The sequence below is a fragment of the Arthrobacter sp. Ld5 genome (assembly GCF_051172775.1).
In the GTDB taxonomy this organism is placed as follows: domain Bacteria; phylum Actinomycetota; class Actinomycetes; order Actinomycetales; family Micrococcaceae; genus Arthrobacter_D.
On the sequence record NZ_JBPKBO010000022.1, the window covers coordinates 327855 to 345419 of the forward strand.

The 17565-nt window shown below is 70.6% G+C and carries 19 protein-coding genes; 13 read left to right on the forward strand and 6 right to left on the reverse strand.

Annotated features, from left to right (window positions below):
- Positions 1 to 19 precede the first annotated feature (19 nt).
- The 4 genes from topA to proC all read left to right on the forward strand — a co-directional run bounded on the left by topA (position 20) and on the right by proC (position 5697).
- The gene (gene topA / locus ACSGDB_RS12270) at positions 20 to 2767 is read left to right on the forward strand and encodes a type I DNA topoisomerase (RefSeq protein WP_434995048.1); all 2748 of its coding nucleotides are present in this window, start codon (positions 20 to 22) and stop codon (positions 2765 to 2767) included.
- 58 nt (positions 2768 to 2825) lie between these two features.
- Positions 2826 to 3839 carry a Ppx/GppA phosphatase family protein gene (locus tag ACSGDB_RS12275; RefSeq protein ID WP_434995049.1) on the forward strand — a complete coding sequence of 338 codons (1014 nt, stop codon included), beginning with the start codon at positions 2826 to 2828 and terminating at the stop codon, positions 3837 to 3839.
- Between the two features lies 1 nt (position 3840).
- Positions 3841 to 4638, forward strand: coding sequence for a sugar phosphate isomerase/epimerase family protein (locus tag ACSGDB_RS12280; protein WP_434995050.1), 798 nt, complete (start codon positions 3841 to 3843; stop codon positions 4636 to 4638).
- Positions 4639 to 4842: 204 nt separating this feature from the next.
- Positions 4843 to 5697: a pyrroline-5-carboxylate reductase gene (gene proC, locus ACSGDB_RS12285; RefSeq protein ID WP_434995051.1), complete on the forward strand. Its 855-nt coding sequence runs from the start codon at positions 4843 to 4845 to the stop codon at positions 5695 to 5697.
- Here the strand turns inward: proC and ACSGDB_RS12290 are convergent.
- Genes ACSGDB_RS12290 through ACSGDB_RS12300 form a run of 3 tightly spaced genes read right to left on the reverse strand, consistent with a single transcriptional unit; the run spans position 5666 to position 9030 of the window.
- Complete coding sequence (locus tag ACSGDB_RS12290; protein ID WP_434995052.1) at positions 5666 to 6973, reverse strand: glycosyltransferase 87 family protein; 1308 nt, start codon at positions 6971 to 6973, stop codon at positions 5666 to 5668. The genes proC and ACSGDB_RS12290 overlap by 32 nt on opposite strands.
- Positions 6957 to 7625, reverse strand: a complete 669-nt coding sequence (locus ACSGDB_RS12295) for a potassium channel family protein (RefSeq protein ID WP_434995053.1) — start codon at positions 7623 to 7625, stop codon at positions 6957 to 6959. Before ACSGDB_RS12295 ends, ACSGDB_RS12290 begins: the two co-directional genes overlap by 17 nt.
- Positions 7618 to 9030: a TrkH family potassium uptake protein gene (locus ACSGDB_RS12300; protein WP_434995054.1), complete on the reverse strand. Its 1413-nt coding sequence runs from the start codon at positions 9028 to 9030 to the stop codon at positions 7618 to 7620. The genes ACSGDB_RS12295 and ACSGDB_RS12300 overlap by 8 nt, the downstream gene beginning before the upstream one ends.
- A gap of 135 nt (positions 9031 to 9165) precedes the next feature.
- On the opposite strand from ACSGDB_RS12300, the gene ACSGDB_RS12305 reads away from it, so the two are divergent.
- The 4 genes from ACSGDB_RS12305 (at position 9166) to ACSGDB_RS12320 (ending at position 11642) form a co-directional block, all read left to right on the forward strand.
- On the forward strand, positions 9166 to 10368 hold the full coding sequence (locus ACSGDB_RS12305) for an acetoin utilization protein AcuC (RefSeq protein ID WP_434995055.1): 1203 nt from the start codon (positions 9166 to 9168) through the stop codon (positions 10366 to 10368).
- A gap of 59 nt (positions 10369 to 10427) precedes the next feature.
- Positions 10428 to 10973, forward strand: coding sequence for an ArsR/SmtB family transcription factor (locus ACSGDB_RS12310; protein WP_434995056.1), 546 nt, complete (start codon positions 10428 to 10430; stop codon positions 10971 to 10973).
- Positions 10974 to 11136: 163 nt separating this feature from the next.
- Positions 11137 to 11349 (forward strand): helix-turn-helix domain-containing protein, encoded by a 213-nt coding sequence (locus ACSGDB_RS12315; RefSeq protein WP_434995058.1) that lies wholly within the window; start codon positions 11137 to 11139, stop codon positions 11347 to 11349.
- Positions 11350 to 11543: 194 nt separating this feature from the next.
- Positions 11544 to 11642, forward strand: a complete 99-nt coding sequence (locus tag ACSGDB_RS12320) for a 30S ribosomal protein bS22 (RefSeq protein ID WP_003792170.1) — start codon at positions 11544 to 11546, stop codon at positions 11640 to 11642.
- 112 nt (positions 11643 to 11754) lie between these two features.
- Here the strand turns inward: ACSGDB_RS12320 and ACSGDB_RS12325 are convergent, their stop codons facing one another.
- On the reverse strand, positions 11755 to 12567 hold the full coding sequence (locus tag ACSGDB_RS12325) for an HAD family hydrolase (protein WP_434995061.1): 813 nt from the start codon (positions 12565 to 12567) through the stop codon (positions 11755 to 11757).
- Between the two features lie 97 nt (positions 12568 to 12664).
- On the opposite strand from ACSGDB_RS12325, the gene ACSGDB_RS12330 reads away from it, so the two are divergent.
- A complete protein-coding gene (locus tag ACSGDB_RS12330) occupies positions 12665 to 12928 on the forward strand; it encodes a glutaredoxin family protein (RefSeq protein ID WP_434995062.1) in 264 nt (87 codons plus the stop codon).
- A gap of 184 nt (positions 12929 to 13112) precedes the next feature.
- On the forward strand, positions 13113 to 13799 hold the full coding sequence (locus ACSGDB_RS12335; protein WP_434995063.1) for a redox-sensing transcriptional repressor Rex: 687 nt from the start codon (positions 13113 to 13115) through the stop codon (positions 13797 to 13799).
- A 31-nt stretch (positions 13800 to 13830) separates the two neighbouring features.
- Here ACSGDB_RS12335 and ACSGDB_RS12340 read toward each other — a convergent pair whose 3' ends face one another.
- Both ACSGDB_RS12340 and ACSGDB_RS12345 read right to left on the reverse strand, forming a co-directional pair.
- Complete coding sequence (locus tag ACSGDB_RS12340) at positions 13831 to 14460, reverse strand: hypothetical protein (protein ID WP_434995064.1); 630 nt, start codon at positions 14458 to 14460, stop codon at positions 13831 to 13833.
- Between the two features lie 200 nt (positions 14461 to 14660).
- Positions 14661 to 15218, reverse strand: coding sequence for a YceI family protein (locus ACSGDB_RS12345; RefSeq protein ID WP_434995066.1), 558 nt, complete (start codon positions 15216 to 15218; stop codon positions 14661 to 14663).
- Positions 15219 to 15369: 151 nt separating this feature from the next.
- Here ACSGDB_RS12345 and ACSGDB_RS12350 point away from each other — a divergent pair, with 151 nt between their 5' ends.
- The 3 genes from ACSGDB_RS12350 (at position 15370) to ACSGDB_RS12360 (ending at position 17520) form a co-directional block, all read left to right on the forward strand.
- Positions 15370 to 16047, forward strand: coding sequence for a histidine phosphatase family protein (locus ACSGDB_RS12350; RefSeq protein WP_434995068.1), 678 nt, complete (start codon positions 15370 to 15372; stop codon positions 16045 to 16047).
- 90 nt (positions 16048 to 16137) lie between these two features.
- Positions 16138 to 16707: a TlpA family protein disulfide reductase gene (locus ACSGDB_RS12355; protein ID WP_434995123.1), complete on the forward strand. Its 570-nt coding sequence runs from the start codon at positions 16138 to 16140 to the stop codon at positions 16705 to 16707.
- Positions 16708 to 16764: 57 nt separating this feature from the next.
- On the forward strand, positions 16765 to 17520 hold the full coding sequence (locus ACSGDB_RS12360) for a cytochrome c biogenesis CcdA family protein (RefSeq protein ID WP_434995125.1): 756 nt from the start codon (positions 16765 to 16767) through the stop codon (positions 17518 to 17520).
- Positions 17521 to 17565: the final 45 nt, after the last annotated feature.

Below are 17565 nucleotides of genomic sequence, written 5' to 3' on the forward strand. Positions count from 1 at the left end.
TCGTATATATAGGAGAGAAGTGCCGACCAAGGCCACGGACAAGAAGCACGGCAAGAAGCTCGTCATCGTTGAGTCCCCCAGCAAGATCAAGAGCATCTCGGGCTACCTCGGCGAGGGTTTCCAGGTCGCCGCGTCCATGGGACACATCCGCGACCTCCCCCAGCCGTCCGACCTCCCCGCCGAGCTGAAGAAGTCCTCGGTGGGCAAGTTCGCTGTGGACCTCGACAAGGACTTCGAGCCCTACTACGTGGTCTCCCCGGAGAAGCGGAAGACCGTCGCCGAACTGAAGGCCGCCCTGAAGGACGCCGACGAGCTCTACCTTGCCACCGATAACGACCGCGAGGGCGAAGCCATCGCCTGGCACCTGCTGCAGGTCCTCAAGCCGAAGGTCCCCGTGTACCGCCTGACCTTCGGCGAGATCACCAAGGAAGCGGTGACGCGCGCCATGGGTGAGCTGCGCGACGTCGACATCCCCATGGTCGACGCCCAGGAGACCCGGCGCATCCTCGACCGCCTGTACGGCTACGAGATCTCCCCGGTGCTGTGGCGCAAGGTGGCCCGCGGGCTGTCCGCCGGCCGCGTGCAGTCCGTCGCCACCCGCCTCGTCGTCGAACGCGAGCGTGAGCGCATGGCGTTCCGGACGGCGTCGTACTGGGACCTGACCGGCACGTTCACGCCCGAGGACACGACCAAGGGCAGCGCCTTCCCCGCCAAGCTCGTCGCCGTCGACGGCAACCGGATCGCCTCCGGCAAGGACTTCTCCGACCGCGGCGAACTGAAGGCCGCGAACGTCGTCCGGCTGGACGAGGAGGCCGCACGCTCACTCGCCACCGGGCTCGGGAGCGCCACCTTCGCGGTGCGCTCGCTCGAGACGAAGCCCTACACGCGCCGTCCCGCCGCACCGTTCACGACGTCGACCCTGCAGCAGGAGGCGGCCCGCAAGCTGCGGTTCAGCTCGAAGGTCACCATGCAGGTGGCGCAGCGGCTGTACGAGAACGGCTACATCACGTACATGCGGACCGACTCGTCCGCGCTCTCCGACCAGGCCATCAACGCCGCCCGCCGCCAGGCCTCGGAGCTGTACGGCCCCGAATACGTGCCCGAGTCCCGGCGCGTCTACAAGGGCAAGGCCAAGAACGCGCAGGAGGCCCACGAGGCCATCCGTCCTGCCGGCGACTCCTTCCGGACCCCCGCCCAGGTGGCGCAGTCCCTGCGCGGCGACGAGTTCCGCCTGTACGAACTGATCTGGAAGCGCACCGTCGCCTCGCAGATGGCCGACGCGAAGGGCTCGACGGCGTCACTGCGCCTCGGCGCGAAGAGCGCGGACGGCCGGGACGCCGAGTTCGCGGCCTCCGGCACCGTCATCACCTTCCGCGGCTTCATGGCCGCCTACGAGGAGGGCCGCGACGCGGGCCGCGACGAGGACACGGCGGACGGCGACGCCCAGGGCACGCGCCTGCCGAACGTCGCCAAGGGGGATGCGCTCGGTGCGACGGCGATCGAGGCCCTCGGCCACGAGACGTCGCCGCCCCCGCGCTACACGGAGGCCTCGCTCGTCAAGGTGCTCGACGAGCGCGGCATCGGCCGCCCGTCGACGTACGCCGCGACGATGTCCACGATCATGGACCGCGGCTACGTCCGCAGTCGCGGCCAGGCCCTGGTGCCGAGCTGGATCGCGTTCTCGGTGGTGCGCCTGCTCGAGGAGCACTTCAACGACTACGTGGACTACGACTTCACGGCGGAGCTCGAGGAGGACCTCGACCGCATCTCGCGCGGCGAGGCCGGCCGGGTCGAGTGGCTCAACAGCTTCTACTACGGGGACCGCAAGGAAACCGGGCTGCACACCATCGTCAACGACCTCGGCGAGATCGACGCGCGGAGCATCAACTCGGTGGAGATCGCGGAGGGGATCACGCTGCGGGTCGGCAAGTTCGGGCCGTACCTGGAGAAGCCCCTGCCGGCCGACGCCCCCGAGGGCACGGAGCCGCAGCGCGCCAACGTCCCGGAGGACCTCGCACCGGACGAGCTGACGGCGGAGAAGGCCATCGAACTGATGGAGGCGCCGACGTCGCAGGAGCGTGTCCTCGGCACGGACCCGGAGACGGGGAGGACCGTCGTGGCGCGCGACGGCCGGTACGGACCGTACGTGATCGAACTGATCACCGAGCCGACGGCGGAGGAACTCGCCGCCCAGCCCGTCGAGTACTACAAGAACGGCAAGCCCAAGCCCCCGAAGAAGCCAGCGAAGGTCAAGCCCCGCACCGGGTCCCTCTTCAAGTCCATGTCCGTGGACACCGTGACCCTCGAGGACGCGCTCAGGCTCATGAACCTGCCGCGGGTCCTCGGCACGGACGAGGAGGGCAAGGAGGTCACGGTGCAGAACGGCCGGTTCGGGCCCTACCTGAAGAAGGGTAGCGACTCCCGCTCCATCGGCTCGGAGGAGGAGATCTTCACGATCACCCTCGACCAGGCCCTGGAGATCTACAAGCAGCCCAAGCAGCGCGGCGGCCGGACCGTCACGCCGCCGCTGGCCGAGTTCGGTGACGACCCGGTGAGCGAGAAGCCGATCGTCGTGAAGGACGGCCGCTTCGGGCCCTACATCACCGACGGCGACACGAACATCACCGTCCCCGGGTCGATGGCGATCGAGGAGCTCACGCGCGAACAGGCGATCGACATGCTCGCCGAGAAGCGCGCCAAGGGACCGGCGCCCAAGAAGACGACCCGCCGGACTCCCGCGAAGCGGAAGGTCGCCGCAGGGAAGTAGCCCGAAGGGCACGGCAGGCACACACATTGGCGGGGGATGAGCTGGAAGCGCGGGAACGATGCGGCTAGGCGTACTGGACATAGGGTCGAACACGGTTCATCTGCTCCTCGTGGATGCCCACCCCGGGGGGCGGCCCGTACCCTTCGCGAGCCACAAGAAGCCCCTGCAGCTCGTGGCCTACCTCGACGAGGACGGCAGCATCTCCCGGGCGGGGCAGGACGAGCTCGTCGGTTTCGTCCGCGAAGCCCGCGAGTTCGCGGAGGGACACGACGCCGAGGACTTCCTCGCGTTCTGCACCTCCGCGATCCGGGAGGCGGCCAACGGCAGCGACGTCCTCGACCGGGTGCGCCGGGAGACCGGCGTCGACCTCCAGGAGCTGTCCGGGGACCAGGAGGCCGCGGTGACCTTCCAGGCCGTGCGCCGCTGGTACGGCTGGGGCGCGGAGTCCATCCTCAACCTCGACATCGGCGGCGGCTCCTTCGAGATGGCGATGGGCACGGACGAGCTGCCCGAGGTGGCCCTCTCCGTCCCGCTCGGCGCGGGGAGGCTCACGCGCGACTGGCTGCACGGGGACCCGCCGTCGGCCAGGAGCGTCAAGGAACTGCGCCGCTACATCAGGGCGACCCTGCGGGAGGCCGTCCCGCACTTCGCCCACCTCGGCACCCCGCACCTGGTGGCGGGCACCTCGAAGACCTTCCGCTCCCTGGCCCGGATCGCGGGATCCGCGCCGTCGGCCGCCGGGCCCTTCGTCCGGCGCGAGCTGCGCCTCGAGGACCTCGGCCTGTGGACGAAGCGGCTCGCGGCCATGACCGTGGAGGACCGCACCCACCTCGACGGCGTCTCCGAGCTGCGCGCCCCGCAGGTGCTCGCCGGCGCACTCGTCGCCGAATCCGCACTCGACCTGTTCGGCGTCCCGTCGATCAGCATCTGCCCGTGGGCGCTGCGCGAGGGACTGCTGCTCAGGCGCTTCGACGCCAAGATGTTCGACGCCGACGAACCCCTCCCGGGAGCCGGGGTGGGCCACACCCAACTCGACGCCACGCCGCGCACCCCTGTCGCGCGGGGGGCCTGACATGGCGCGCGCCGGCAGCCTGCCCTCCATCCCCGTCGCTCTCTCCAGCGCGTCGGTCTACCCGCTCGCCGTCCACGACGCCTTCGCGCTGGCCCAGGACCTCGGGTACGACGGCGTCGAGGTGATGGTCACCAACAACTCGGTCAGCCAGGATCCGGCCCAGCTCTCCTCGCTGAGCGAACGCTACGAGCTCCCGATCCTCGCCGTCCATGCCCCCACCCTGCTCCTGACCCAGCAGGTCTGGGGCAGGGCCTGGACGAAGATCGAGATGTCGGCAGCGATGGCCGCGGAGGTGGGCGCCTCGACGGTCGTGACCCATCCGCCGTTCCGCTGGCAGACCGGGTACGCCGAGGAGTTCCCCGAGGGGATCGCCCGCATCGCGACGGAGTACGGCGTCGACATCGCCGTCGAGAACATGTACCCGTGGAAGGTGCGCGGCCGCGAGGCGAAGGCCTACCTGCCGCACTGGAACCCGATCCCCGAGCCGTACGAGCGCGTCACCTGGGACTTCTCCCACGCCGCGATCGCCGGCATGGACTCCTACGAGGAGATCAGGACGCTCGGCAGCCGGCTCGCGCACGTGCACCTCACCGACGGCACGCCCAATGGCAAGGACGAACACCTCCTCCCCGGCCAGGGCCAGCAGCGGTGCGCGGAGGCGCTTGCGCATCTGGCGGGGTCGGCGTGGGACGGCGTGGTCGCCGTGGAGGTGAGCACGCGCCGCGCCCGGGCCGCCGGGGAGCGCGAGGACTGGCTCGCCGAGACGCTCCGCTTCGCCCGGGAGCACCTGGGCCACTGACCGGTCCCCTCAACGAGGAATGGCGCCGGCGGTACCGGATGGTGGGGGATCCATCCGGTACCGCCGACGCCGGGCCGGATCAGGAATTTCCGGCCGCATCACTCGCACCCCTATGAGGTAGCTCCAACACTAGGGCTCCTCCTTGTGCCTCAACAGCACGCAGGCTGGGAGTACCCTGTGAGACCTGCGTGGCAGGATGGAAGCATGACTACCCAGGGCGCCCCGCGCATCGCCTTCCTCGGCTGCGGATCCATGAACGAGTCCATCCTGGCAGGCCTCCTCGCCGCCGGCCTCGACCCCGGCCGGGTCACCGCGACGGTGCGGCGCGCCGAGCGCGCGGCGGAGCTCCGGCAGCGGCACGGCGTCACGGCACGCGCGACGGCGGACGACGACGCCGCGAACACCACGGCCGTGCAGGATGCCGACGTCGTCATCCTCGGGGTGAAGCCTGCGGGGACCGTCGCGCTCGCCCGCGAGATCGGCCCCTTCCTGAGGCCGGCCGCCGTCGTCCTCAGCGTCGCTGCCGCCGTGTCGACCGCGATGATCGAGGCCGTCCTGCCCGACGGCCAGCCCGTCATCCGCTCGATGCCCAACACGCCGTCGCGGCTCGGTCGGGGAGTGCTCTCGATCTCCGCCGGGGCGGCGGCCGGTCCCGGGCAGATGGCACAGGCCCGGGAGCTCCTGGCGTCCGCCGGGACCGTCGTCGAGATCCCCGAGGAGCAGGTGGACGCCCTCTCCGCCGTCAGCGGGTCCGGACCGGCCTACGCGTTCTACCTCGCGGAGGCGATGGCCGCCGCCGGCGCCGAGCTGGGTCTCGACGCCGGCCTGGCCGCCCAGATCGCGCGGGAGACCGTCGCGGGAGCGGGCTTCATGCTCGCGGAGGAGGGCGCGGACGCCGCGGCCCTCCGCCGCGCCGTCACCAGCCCCAACGGGACCACGCAGAGCGCCATCGAGACCTTCGACGAGCTGGGCCTTCCCCGCATCGTGGCGTACGGCGCCCGCGCCGCCACGGCACGCGCGGCGGAGATCACCCGCGAACTGACGCGTCCCGCCGGCTGACGGGGCGGAGCGCCCACAGGGTCAGCAGGGCCACCGGCAGGATCACGCCGAGGCCCGTGAAGACCCGCAGCGGCAGCGGGCCCGTGCCGGAGACCGCGCCGGTGAGCGTGAGGGTCACGGTGATCGAGGAGAACAGCATCACGGGCACCAGGAGCGCCAGCAGCGCCCGGCCCACCGCGCGTGGGGCACCCTCCTGCCGCCGGGCGAGGACCCAGCCCGCCGGGAACACCAGGGCGATCCACACCCAGTGGTGGAACCAGGAGATGGGCGAGATCGCGAGCATGACGACGGCGTTGGCGGCGATCGCCCGCACGGGGTCGCCGTCGTCGTCCGCGCGCCGGATCGCCGCGTAGCCGACCGCGATGACGGCCAGCGACGCCAGGATCCACACGGGCCGCTGCAGGCCCTCCGCCAGGCCCGACTGCGCCACGACCGAGTTCAGCGACACGTTGTAGAGATCGGCCGTCGCCCCGACGCGTGAGGGGTCGAGGAGCGCGTCCAGCCAGAAGATCGCGGACTCGCGGGGCGCCAGGAACCAGCCGACGGCCACCGTCGCCGCGAAGGACCCCGCCAGCCAGGCCAGCGACCGCCAGTCCCGGCGGGCGAGGAACACCAGGCCGAACGCGAGCGGTGTCAGCTTGATCCCGGCGGCGATCCCGATGAGCACGCCCGAGGGCAGCCGGGTGGAGCGCAGCAGGTCGGCGAGGACCAGCACCATGAGGAGGGCGTTGATCTGTCCGAACCCGAGGCCCTCGCGCCAGGGCCCGCTGACGCCGATGAGCAGCACCGCGGTCAGGACGGCGGCGGGACGGCCGTTCCGCGGCACCTCCGGCAGCACCCCCGACGCGCGCAGGTAGCGCACGACGGTGACCGCCACGCCCACGAGGCACACGCAGGTCAGGGCGGTGACGATCCCGAGGGCGAGCGACTCCGGGACGAGCGCGAGGGGCACGAAGAGCAGGGCTGCGAAGGGCGGGTAGGTGAACGGCAGCCCCCGCGTGTCGGTCAGGATCAGGGCGTCGTCGTACAGGTCCTTCCCCTCCGCGCGGCCGAGCAGCGCGAGGGCGCCCTCGCGGTACACCGAGAGGTCCAGCCCGTGGATCTGCGCGGCGAGCACGACGACGGCGAGCACGAGGGCGCCGCCGGCCGCGGCAACCCACCGGCAGGCCGCCGACCGCGCGGCCGCGGTGCGTGGTCGACGGCGGGACCCGCCAGGCGTGCGCCCCCGCCGGGCCGGGGCGCCGGCGGCGTCCGTGCGGCTAGGGTCGGCCGGCAAAGCGCTCCAGCAGGTCCACGTGCCCGGACACGATCAGCATGTCGCGGCTGGAGACCTTGGTGTCGGGGCGCGCGTAGGTGAAGTCCTCGCCCGGGGACTTCACGCCGACCACGGTGACGCCGTACTTCGACCGCACCGCGGACTCCGCGAGGGTGAAGCCCTGGGTCTCCTTCGGCGGGTACATCTTCACGATCGCGAAGCCGTCGTCGAACTCGATGAAGTCGAGCATGCGGCCGCCGACGAGGTGCGCGGCGCGCTGCCCGGCATCGGCCTCCGGGTAGATCACGTGGTTGGCGCCGATGCGCTTGAGGATCTTGCCGTGCGAGGGCGTGATCGCCTTGACCCAGAGGTGGTCGATGCCGAGGTCCACGAGGTTGGCGGTGATCAGCACGCTCGACTCGATCGAGGTGCCGACTCCCACCACGGCCGCCGAGAACTCCTGGGCGCCGAGCTGGCGGAGGGCATCGAGGTTCGTCGCGTCGGCCTCGACCACGTGCGTGAGGACGCCCGAGAACTTCTGCACGAGCTGGGGGTCCCGCTCGATGGCCAGTACCTCCCGTCCCTGGCGGACGAGCTGTTCCGCGGTCGCCGCGCCGAACCGGCCGAGGCCGATCACGAGGACGGGTGCATTGTGGGCGGGTCTCTCAGCCAATGATCGGCCTCTCGTCGGGGTAGCGGTACAGCGTGCTGCGTTGCCTCAGCGCGAGCGCCGAGGCGAGGGTGATGGTACCCATGCGCCCGGCGAACATCAGGGCGGACAGGACGTATTTTCCTTCGGGCGGCAGCTCGGCGCTGAGGTTGGTGCTGAGGCCGCAGGTCGCGAACGCGGAGATGACCTCGAAGACCACCTTGTCGAGCGGCTCGTCCGTCATGCGCAGGAGCAGGCCGCTGCCGATGAGGACGAGGGTGGCGCCCATGAAGATCACGGAGATCGCCACGCGCATCACGCCGGAGGGGATGGTGCGGCCCCACGCCCGGACGTCCGAGTCGCCGCGGGCCTCGGCCACGATGGCGAGGAACATGACGGCGATGGTGGTCACCTTGATGCCGCCGGCCGTGGAGGCGGAACCCCCTCCGGCGAACATGAGGGCGTCCGTCAGGAGCATCGTCGTCGTCGTCATGTCGTTCTGGTCCACGAGGTTGAACCCGCCCGAGCGGGTCATGACCGAGGCGAACAGGGCATGGATCACCCGGTCCGTGACGCTGAGCGTGCCGATCGTGTGGTCGTTCTCCCACTCCAGGAAGCCCCACGCGAACGTCCCGGCCGCGAGCAGGATCAGCGACACGGAGACCGTGAGCTTCGCGTGGAGCGTCCACTTGCTGAAGCGGTGCCGCACCTGCACGAGGACCATGATCACCGGGAAGCCGAGGCTGCCGAGGAACACCCCGACCATGAGCGGGGTGAGGATCCACAGGTCCGTCTCGTACGGGACCAGCCCGTCGCTGTGCGGGGTGAAGCCGGCGTTGTTGAAGGCGGAGATGGAATAGAAGATGCCGTGCCAGACGGCCTGCCACCAGGGTTCGCCCAGGATCATGAAGCGGGGGATGAGGACGACGGCGAGGACGATCTCGATCACCACCGACGTCGTGATGACGATCCGCAGGAGTGTGCCGATCTCGCCGAGGCGGCTCGCGTTGTTCAGCGCCTCCTGGGCCAGCAGCTTCCCCCGTACCCCGAGGCGCTTGCTCACGATCAGCGCGAGCAGCGAGGCCAGCGTCAGCGTGCCGAGCCCTCCGATGAAGATGCCCAGCAGGATCACCAGCTGGCCGAAGAAGGACCAGTAGGTGGCGGTGGACACCACGGTGAGGCCCGTGACGCACACGGCGGAGACCGCCGTGAAGAAGGCGTCGTGCAGGGGGGCGGCGGTCCCGCTGCTGGTGGCCATCGGCAGGCTCAGCAGCGCGGTGAACACCAGGATCACGGCGCTGAAGATGAACAGGGCGAGACGCGCGGGGGAGCTGTTCGCGAACGAGTCGGCGAAGTCGCGGATCGACGCCAGCAGCCTGATGTACCCGCGGCGATCGTCCGTCAGCCATCGTGGCTGTTGACCTACCATTGACGTCCGCTCTGCCTTCTTCGCTGGTCCTACCGCCGAACCGGCGCGTAACCATGCCTGATTGTCCCTTGCAGTAGTAAAGCATCTCACCGGGAGGCGGCATCGGAGCATCGCGCATCGCGTAGCCTTTCAGGAATGTCTACGCACTCACGGTCGGCGGTCCCCCTCCAGGTGGCCTGGGACGAGTCGATGCTGGCCTACGACTTCGGCGGGCACCATCCCATGAACCCGGAGCGGCTGCACCTGACGGCCCGGCTCGCGCGCGACTGCGGGCTGCTGGACCTCGACGGCGTGACGGTTGCCGCTCCTCCCGTCGCGTCGGACGACGAGCTGGCGGCCGTGCACAGCCCCGACTACATCAGGGCGGTCCGCCGGGTCAGCGGCAACCCCTGCACCTCGGACGCCGCCAGGGGCCTCGGCACGGAGGACACCCCCGCCTTCGCGGGGATGCACGAGGCCAGCGCCCGGCTCGCAGGCGGGTCGCTCGGCGCGGCCGAGGCGATCCTCCGGGGTTCAGCCGTACGGGCGGTGAACTTCGGCGGCGGCATGCACCATGCGGCGCGCTCCCGCGCCAGCGGCTTCTGCATCTACAACGACGCCGCGGCCGCGATCCAGCGGCTGCTCGATCGCGGCGTCCGGCGCGTCCTGTACGTCGACGTCGACGCACACCACGGCGACGGGACGCAGAGTATCTTCTGGGACGACCCCCGGGTCATGACGATCTCGCTGCACGAGACGGGCATGAGCCTCTTCCCCGGTACCGGCTTCGCCAGCGAGACCGGCGGACCGGGAGCGGAGGGGTACGCGGTGAACGTCGCGCTGCCCACCGTCGCCGGGGACGCGGCGGTACTGCGGGCCTTCCACGCCGTCGTGCCGCAGCTCGCCGGGGCTTTCGCCCCCGAGGTCATCGTGAGCCAGCACGGCTGCGATTCCCACCGCGAGGACCCCCTCACGAACCTGCGGGTCAGCGTCGACGCCCAGCACGCGCTGATGGTGGGCGTGCGGGACCTGGCGGACCGCCTGTGCGAGGGGCGGTGGGTCGCGACGGGGGGAGGCGGGTACGCCCTGGCGAGCGTGGTGCCGCGGTCCTGGGCGCTGCTCGTCGCGGTGGCCGCCGGTGCGCCGACAGGCCCGGCGACGCCGGTCCCGCCCGCCTGGCGGGAGTATGTGCTCGAGCGGCACGGTGTGGAGGCGCCCCGGCTGATGGGTGACGGCGCGGACCTCTGGTGGCGTTCGTGGGAGGTCGGGTACGACCCCAACGACGACCTGGACCGGACGGTGATGGCGACGAGGAAGGCCCTCTTCCCCCTCCATGGACTGGACCCCTGGTTCGACTGACCGGGACCCGCCGGCCACGTCAGGATGCCGTGCGGCGTATATATCGCTAGGGTAGGCGGATGGGAATCGATGATGTATTCGCCGTCGTCGCCGAGGGCACACGCAGGCAGATCCTCGAGAATCTGCGGAACGGCGACAGGGCGGTGGGGGAGCTCGTGATCGAGTTGCAGGTCAGTCAGCCGACGGTGTCGAAGCACCTGAAGGTGCTGCGGGAGGCGGGCCTGGTGAGCATGCGGGCCCAGGGACAGAAGCGCTACTACTCGCTGGACGCCGCGCCGCTCGGCGTGGTGCGCGACTGGCTTGCCGGGTTCGAGGATGCCGGGACCGCGGGACCGCCCGCGGCCCCCGCGGATGACGGACTGGACCGGCCGTCCCCGGAGTTCGCGACGGTGGCGGACGTCGTCGCGGCGCTCGAGCCGGAGACGGTCGACGCGCCGGGTGCCGCGGCCACGCCGGCGCTGGCCACCGCGGTCCTCGCGGCGCAGTCGGGACCCGCCGGAGGCGACGCACCGCGGCCCCCGATGGGGCGGACCATGGGCCGTGCGGCGGAGCGCGCCGCGGACCTGCTGGCCCAACTGCGCCGACGGCGCGATCCGTCGGCGTAGGCCCGTCGGCCGTCTTTCACTCCAGCCCCATCTGCCACTAGAGTGATCCTCTAGGCGGATTATCCTCTTGCTACAAGGCGACACGCCGATCGGTCGCCCGGGCAGCGCTTTCGATAGGCCCCAGGGTGAAGTGCAAGCCTCCATGCGAAGGAATAGTGGTGAGATGGCAGACGGGAACAACTTCTCGGATGTGCAGTTCCTGACGGTCGCGGAAGTGGCCGAGCTCATGCGCGTCTCGAAGATGACCGTGTATCGGCTCGTGCACGCCGGAGACCTGCCCGCCGTCCAGTTCGGCCGCTCCTACCGCGTCCCCCAGTCCGCGGTCGAGGGGTTCCTCCACCGGTCGCAGGTCGACGGGCAGGCCGCGAGCGCCTGATCGCCGGTCGTCCGCGGGTTCCCCAAACGGATGTACCCTGTTAAGGAGCGTTTTGGGCGGGTCTCGAGCCCGCCCGACTTAGTGCATCACACGGGCGACTGCCACCAGGCACGCGTCTTTCGTCATCACCAGGGCGGTCCTCGAGGCCCCGCGCCGCAGTACGCCCTGGCAACACAACAGTTTGTGAGGACTCTATGGGTTCAGTAATCAAGAAGCGCCGCAAGCGTATGGCAAAGAAGAAGCACCGCAAGCTGCTTCGCAAGACCCGTCACCAGCGCCGCAACAAGAAGTAGGCACTCGTCCGGCCTCGAGCCGGAGGATGCCGACCGGCCCGGATTCCCGCATTCGTTGCGTGGAAGCCGGGCCGTCGTCGTTCACGGGGTCCGTCGGGTGCTGCTCCTGAGGTCAGCGGGTCCTGAGCCGGGCGTACCCGCGCCACAGCCCGTAGAGGGATCCTGCGACGGTGGCGGCGCGCAGGCCGAGGGTCGCCGCCCGCCGTCCGCTGCGGAAGTCGTAGACCGGCCAGTTGTTCGCCCGGGCATGCCGGCGGAGGCGGCGGTCCGGGTTGATCGCCACGGGATGCCCGACGGCGCTCAGCAGCGGGACGTCGTTGTAGGAGTCGCTGTAGGCCCAGCAGCGCGCGAGGTCCAGGTCCTCCCGCTGCGCCAGGGCCAGCACGGCCACCGCCTTGGCCGGCCCGTGCAGGAACTCGCCGACCAGCCGGCCGGTGTACAGGCCGTCCGCGACCTCCCCCACGGTGCCGAGGGCCCCGGTGAGGCCGAGGCGTCTCGCGATCACGCCGGCGACCTCCACGGGGGTCCCGGTCACCAGCCAGACCTGCCGGTGCGCGGTCAGGTGCTGCTCGGCCAGGGCGCGCGCCCCGGGCCAGATCTTCGAGGCGATCATCTCGTCGTAGACCTCCTCGCCGAGGGCCAGGACGTCCTCGTGGGCGATCCCGATGGCGAAGGCGAGGGCGGCGTCGCGCACCGAGTTCACATCCGTCATCGTCTCGCCGCGCATGATGAAGCGGAGCTGTTTCCAGGCCAGGCCCGCGGCGAAGCGCAGCGTGAACGCCTTGCGCTGGTACATCTTGCGGCCCACGTGGAAGAGGCTCGCGCCGCGCATCAGCGTGTTGTCCACGTCGAAGAAGGCGGCCTCGCCCTCGACGGTCGCCGAAGGCTGGAGGGTGGGGTGCGTGACCCGCGCGGCGTCCGGCATGCCCCCGAGTCTAGTTCTTCGGCAGGACACCCCGACGGCTCGTCCTGCCGGTCCGGTCTCCTCCGCCGAGGCCGGTCGGGCGCAGTACCGTGGAGGGATGGAAACTCCCGCGGAGACGCCCGGCGCCGGCGTCGTGCTCCTCACCCGCCCCGGGTGCCATCTCTGCGAGGACGCCCGCGTTGTGGTGCGGAGGGTGACCGGCGACCTCGGCCTGGGCTGGCGCGAGGTGAGCGCGGCCGAGCACCCCACGCTCGGCGCCCGCTTCGCGGAGGAGCTGCCCGTCCTGTTCATCGACGGCGTCCAGCGCGACTTCTGGTCGATCGACGAGGCGCGGCTGAGGCGGCTGCTGACCACCCCCTGACGAGCCCTCGCCGGGCCGGCCCCGCACCCATGCACGCCGCCCGTCATCCGGCTTGGAGGCCCCGCTCCGGCGGCATACAGTGGTTGTACTTCCGCCCCCGACGCCGAGGGATCACGGAACCGCGGCTCCCGCACCGGGCGCGGCGGTGCGAGCAACGGAGCCGATGACAGTGACAACGCCGGACATGCCAGGCCTTCGCCGCGTGGACGACGCGGCGCGCCACATCCCGCCGGCGTCGCTCGCCCGTCTCACCATCTACCTGCGGGCGCTGAACTCCCTGCTCGCCGAGGGTATCGAGCGGGTGTCCTCCGAGGAACTCGCGGACGCCGCCGGCGTGAACTCGCCCAAGCTCCGCAAGGACCTCTCCTACCTCGGGTCCTACGGCACCCGCGGCGTCGGGTACGACGTGCAGTACCTCAACCGGCAGATCTCCGTCGCCCTCGGGCTGACGCTCGACTGGCGCGTCGCCATCCTGGGTGCGGGCAATCTGGGACGGGCGCTCGCCGGGTACTCGGGGTTCGGTTCGCGGGGCTTCGAGATCGTGGCGCTCTTCGACGCCGACCAGCTCGTCATCGGCTCCGAGGTGGGCTACCTGCGGGTCAGCGCCGTGCACGACCTCGAGGCCGTGCTGGAGCGCACCCGCACCAACATGGCGGTACTCGCGGTCCCGGCGCAGGTCGCCCAGGAGCTGTGCGACCGGCTCGTCGCGGCCGGGATCTCCAGCATCCTCAGCTTCGCGCCCGTGGTGCTGCAGGTGCCGCCGCACGTGCAGCTGCGCAAGGTGGACATGTCCACCGAACTGCAGATCCTGGCCTACCACGCACAAAGGGCGCAGGAGCCGGACCTCGGTCCGATCTCCCACGCCCAGTAGTGCCGGAGGGCCCGGCTCCCGTGCAGTGGCCTCAGTACCCGAGCTTCTGCGGCGCGAAGTACGGCCGCGACGGCTTCAGGTAGGTCAGGACGACGCCGGCGACGCCGAGGATCAGGATGATCACGCTGAGCGCGATCGACAGCCCGGACACCGGCACGGCCTCCTGGCCCGAGGCCTCGATGGCCTGGTTCGCCAGCGGCAGGAGCAGCAGGCCGCCGACGGTGACCAGTACATTGAGCGCCATGAGCACCGTCGCGGTGATGCGTGCCCAGTTCCGGCCCCGGCGGATGAAGATCGCCAGGACGACGTAGACCGCCGCGGTGAGGGCCGCGAAGAGCACCTGGAACACCATCTGGACCGGCGCTCCGGGGCCGTCGGGGATCTCCGTCAGCGAGAGGATGGAGGCCAGGAAGTGCAGGATGCCGGCGGCGAGGATGAGGTAGTAGGCCCGCTGGACCTCTTTGGGTGCCGGTCCCTTCTCGGTGAGGCCGGGCGCGGCCGACGTCGGGTAGGCGTAGTTCGGGGACTGGGCGCCGGCGTCCTGCCGGCCGTAGGGCGACGGGGCCTGCTGGGACGGGGGAGTCTGGCCGCCGGCCGATCCCGGTGCGTTCCAGCCCGCCCCGCTGTCCTGTCCGTTCGGGGTGTCCTGTGGTGTGCTCATCGTTGCGTCCTCCGCTGATCGAGGGGTGGTCATCCTGCCGATGGTGCCCCCATGGACGCGCGCATCGTGGATGTGGTCACCGTCAGCCTAGTTCCCGGGCCCCCGGAGGACGCTCGACGAAACGCCGACGGCCGGCGTCGTCGGGAGGACGACGCCGGCCGTCGGGCCTGCAGCCGGGCGCCGGGGCCCGGGGCGACGGATCAGACCGTGGCGACCGCGGGGGCCACGAAGGCGGCCTCGATGGTGATGGTGACCTTGTCGCCGACCAGGACGCCGCCGGCCTCGAGGGCCGCGTTCCAGGTGAGACCGAAGTCCTTGCGGGAGATGCTGGTGGAGGCGGAGACCCCGGCGCGGGTGGCGCCGAAGGGGTCCACGGCCACGCCGTTGAACTCGGCGTCCAGGACCACGGGCTTGGTGATGCCGCGGATGGTGAGGTCGCCGTTGATCCTGTAGGTCTCGCCGGAGCCCTCGTGGGAGGTGGACACGAAGGTCATCTCGGGGAACTGCTCGACGTCGAAGAAGTCGGCGCCCTTGACGTGGCCGTCGCGGTTCTCGTCGCCGGAGGTGAAGGAGGCGGTCTTGATGGTGGCGGAGATGCTCGAGTCCTCGAGGGAGGAGCCGACGGTGAGGGCGGCGTCGACGTCCTGGAACGAGCCACGGACCTTGCTGATGCCCGCATGGCGGACGCTGAAGCCCACCTCGCTGTGGGAGGGATCGAAGGACCAGGTGCCGGCGGTGAGGCCTGAGGGGACAGTCATGGAGAACTCCTGAGGATGGTGGCGTGCGGATGCTTACATGAAGCAGAAGCATGCATATGCATGTTTTATTCCTGACTTTGGTCGAAGCTTCAACTGATTCGGATGCGGGAGTCGATTGGCCGTCGCGTACGGCATGCGCGAAACTGGATGGATGCAGCGATCAACCGTCCACCTGGTGCGCCACGGTGAGGTCCACAACCCCGAGGGGGTCCTCTACGGGAGGCTCCCCGAGTTCCATCTCTCCGATCTCGGCCGTCGGATGGCGGCGCAGATGGCCCGGCACTTCCAGGAGCGGCGGGACGACGGTGCCGACATCGTGCACCTCGTGGCCTCGCCGCTGGACCGCGCGCAGGAGACCGCGCAGCCGCTCGCGGACGCCCTCGGGCTCGCCATCTCGACCGACGAACGGATCATCGAGGCGGAGAACCGCTTCGAGGGGATGTCGGGGATCAAGAGCCGGATCCGTCAGCCCCGCAACTGGCCGTTCCTCGTCAATCCCCTCCGCCCCTCCTGGGGTGAGCCCTACCACGGGCAGGTGGAACGCATGATGGTCGGCATCCACGACGCCCGGCGCCGGGCCCTCGAGCTCAGCGCGGGCAAGGGCTCGGACCGCCCCGCGGAGGCCGTCCTGGTCAGCCACCAGCTCCCGATCTGGGTGACGAGGCTGGCCGCCGAGCACCGCCGGCTCTGGCACGACCCCCGCCAGCGCGAGTGTACGCTGACGTCCGTCACGTCCCTCGACTTCGAGGACGGGGCCATCCGTCGGGTGCGCTACGCCGAGCCGTGTGCGGACCTGCTGCCCGAGGCGGCGAATGTCCCCGGCGCGTAATAGAATTACTACACGTCGTAGAATTCAACGGAAGAAGCCGTGACCCCACCCCTCCGTCCCGTACCGCGCCGCCGCCTGCTCAGGCTGCGGATGGCGCTGGCCTTCGCCGTGCCGCTCTCGCTCGCCGTGACGTCCTGCGCGGCGGAGGATCCGCTGGCGCAGCAGGCCGCCGCCGGGGACGGCAAGAACTACATCGCCGGCGACGGCTCGGTCACCGAATACGCGGCGAGCGACAGGGGAGAGCCCGTCGAGGTCTCCGGCACCCTCTTCGACGGTACCTCCGTATCGAGCTCGGACTGGGAGGGCCAGGTCACCGTCCTCAACTTCTGGTACGCCTCCTGCGCCCCCTGCCGTGAGGAAGCCCCCGACCTCGTCTCGCTGCACGACGACTACGCACCGCAGGGCGCCGCCTTCTACGGTGTGAACATCCGCGACGAGAAGGCCACGGCGGAAGCCTTCGAGCGGAGCTTCGGCATCCCGTACCCGAGCTTCGCCGACAAGGACGGCGGCGTACTGCTGGACATGACGCGGTACGTCCCGCCGCAGGCTGTCCCCACCACGATCGTGCTGGACCGCGAGGGGCGCGTCTCGGCGCGGATCCTCGGACTCGCCGACCGCAGCACGCTCAAGGCCCTGATCTCCGATGCCCTCGCTGAATAGCGCGCGGGTCCGGGAGCGCGGATGACGGGGCCGTCGGTTGCGCCGGTGCCCCTCGCCGTGGGCAACGCCTTCGCCGACGCCGTCCTGAACGGTTCCATGCTCCTGGCGCTGCCCGTCGCGCTCCTGGCAGGTCTCGTCTCCTTCGCCTCGCCCTGCGTCCTTCCGCTGGTCCCCGGGTACCTCGGGTACGTGACAGGACTGACCGGCGTCGATCTCGAGAAGCAGAAGAAGGGCCGCATGCTCGCGGGGATCGGCCTGTTCGTCGTCGGTTTCTCGGTGGTCTTCATGGCCTACGGGACGCTCTTCGGCCAGCTCGGAGCCTTCCTGCGGGTCTCGCAGGGCTGGCTGCTCCAGGCGCTCGGCGTGATCGTGATCCTCCTCGGCATCATCTTCATGGGCGGACTCTCGTGGTTCCAGCGGGAGAGCCGCATCCACGCCAGGGTGCCGGCGGGTCTCCTGGGCGCTCCGCTGCTCGGGTTGACCTTCGGGCTCGGCTGGGCACCGTGCATCGGGCCCACGCTCGGCGCGGTGCAGCTGCTCGCCATCTCCGGCAACGACGCCACCGCCCTGAAGGGCGCTGTTCTCACCTTCGTGTACTGCCTCGGGCTCGGGCTGCCGTTCCTGCTGATCGCCCTCGGCGTGCGGCGCGGGATGGGTGCGCTCGCGTTCTTCCGGCGACACCGGCTGCTGCTGCAGCGCTCCGGGGGTGGGCTCCTCGTGCTCGTGGGCGTCCTCATGGTCACGGGCGTCTGGAACCTGTGGATCACCCAGCTGCAGGATCTGCTGATCGGCAACGTCGTGCTCCCGATCTGATCGCGGGCGCACCACGGCACGGAATCGAATCGACTTGATGGAAGG

Coding starts and splice junctions, on each gene's coding strand:
- ACSGDB_RS12335 (WP_434995063.1), top strand. CDS start 13,113: ATGCCAGGCCTTCGCCGCGTGGACGACGCGGCGCGCCACATCCCGCCG.
- ACSGDB_RS12350 (WP_434995068.1), top strand. CDS start 15,370: ATGCAGCGATCAACCGTCCACCTGGTGCGCCACGGTGAGGTCCACAAC.
- ACSGDB_RS12345 (WP_434995066.1), bottom strand. CDS start 15,218: ATGACTGTCCCCTCAGGCCTCACCGCCGGCACCTGGTCCTTCGATCCC.
- ACSGDB_RS12320 (WP_003792170.1), top strand. CDS start 11,544: ATGGGTTCAGTAATCAAGAAGCGCCGCAAGCGTATGGCAAAGAAGAAG.
- ACSGDB_RS12300 (WP_434995054.1), bottom strand. CDS start 9,030: ATGGTAGGTCAACAGCCACGATGGCTGACGGACGATCGCCGCGGGTAC.
- ACSGDB_RS12330 (WP_434995062.1), top strand. CDS start 12,665: ATGGAAACTCCCGCGGAGACGCCCGGCGCCGGCGTCGTGCTCCTCACC.
- ACSGDB_RS12275 (WP_434995049.1), top strand. CDS start 2,826: ATGCGGCTAGGCGTACTGGACATAGGGTCGAACACGGTTCATCTGCTC.
- ACSGDB_RS12355 (WP_434995123.1), top strand. CDS start 16,138: ATGGCGCTGGCCTTCGCCGTGCCGCTCTCGCTCGCCGTGACGTCCTGC.
- ACSGDB_RS12325 (WP_434995061.1), bottom strand. CDS start 12,567: ATGCCGGACGCCGCGCGGGTCACGCACCCCACCCTCCAGCCTTCGGCG.
- ACSGDB_RS12280 (WP_434995050.1), top strand. CDS start 3,841: ATGGCGCGCGCCGGCAGCCTGCCCTCCATCCCCGTCGCTCTCTCCAGC.
- ACSGDB_RS12340 (WP_434995064.1), bottom strand. CDS start 14,460: ATGAGCACACCACAGGACACCCCGAACGGACAGGACAGCGGGGCGGGC.
- ACSGDB_RS12315 (WP_434995058.1), top strand. CDS start 11,137: ATGGCAGACGGGAACAACTTCTCGGATGTGCAGTTCCTGACGGTCGCG.
- proC (WP_434995051.1), top strand. CDS start 4,843: ATGACTACCCAGGGCGCCCCGCGCATCGCCTTCCTCGGCTGCGGATCC.
- ACSGDB_RS12310 (WP_434995056.1), top strand. CDS start 10,428: ATGGGAATCGATGATGTATTCGCCGTCGTCGCCGAGGGCACACGCAGG.
- ACSGDB_RS12305 (WP_434995055.1), top strand. CDS start 9,166: ATGTCTACGCACTCACGGTCGGCGGTCCCCCTCCAGGTGGCCTGGGAC.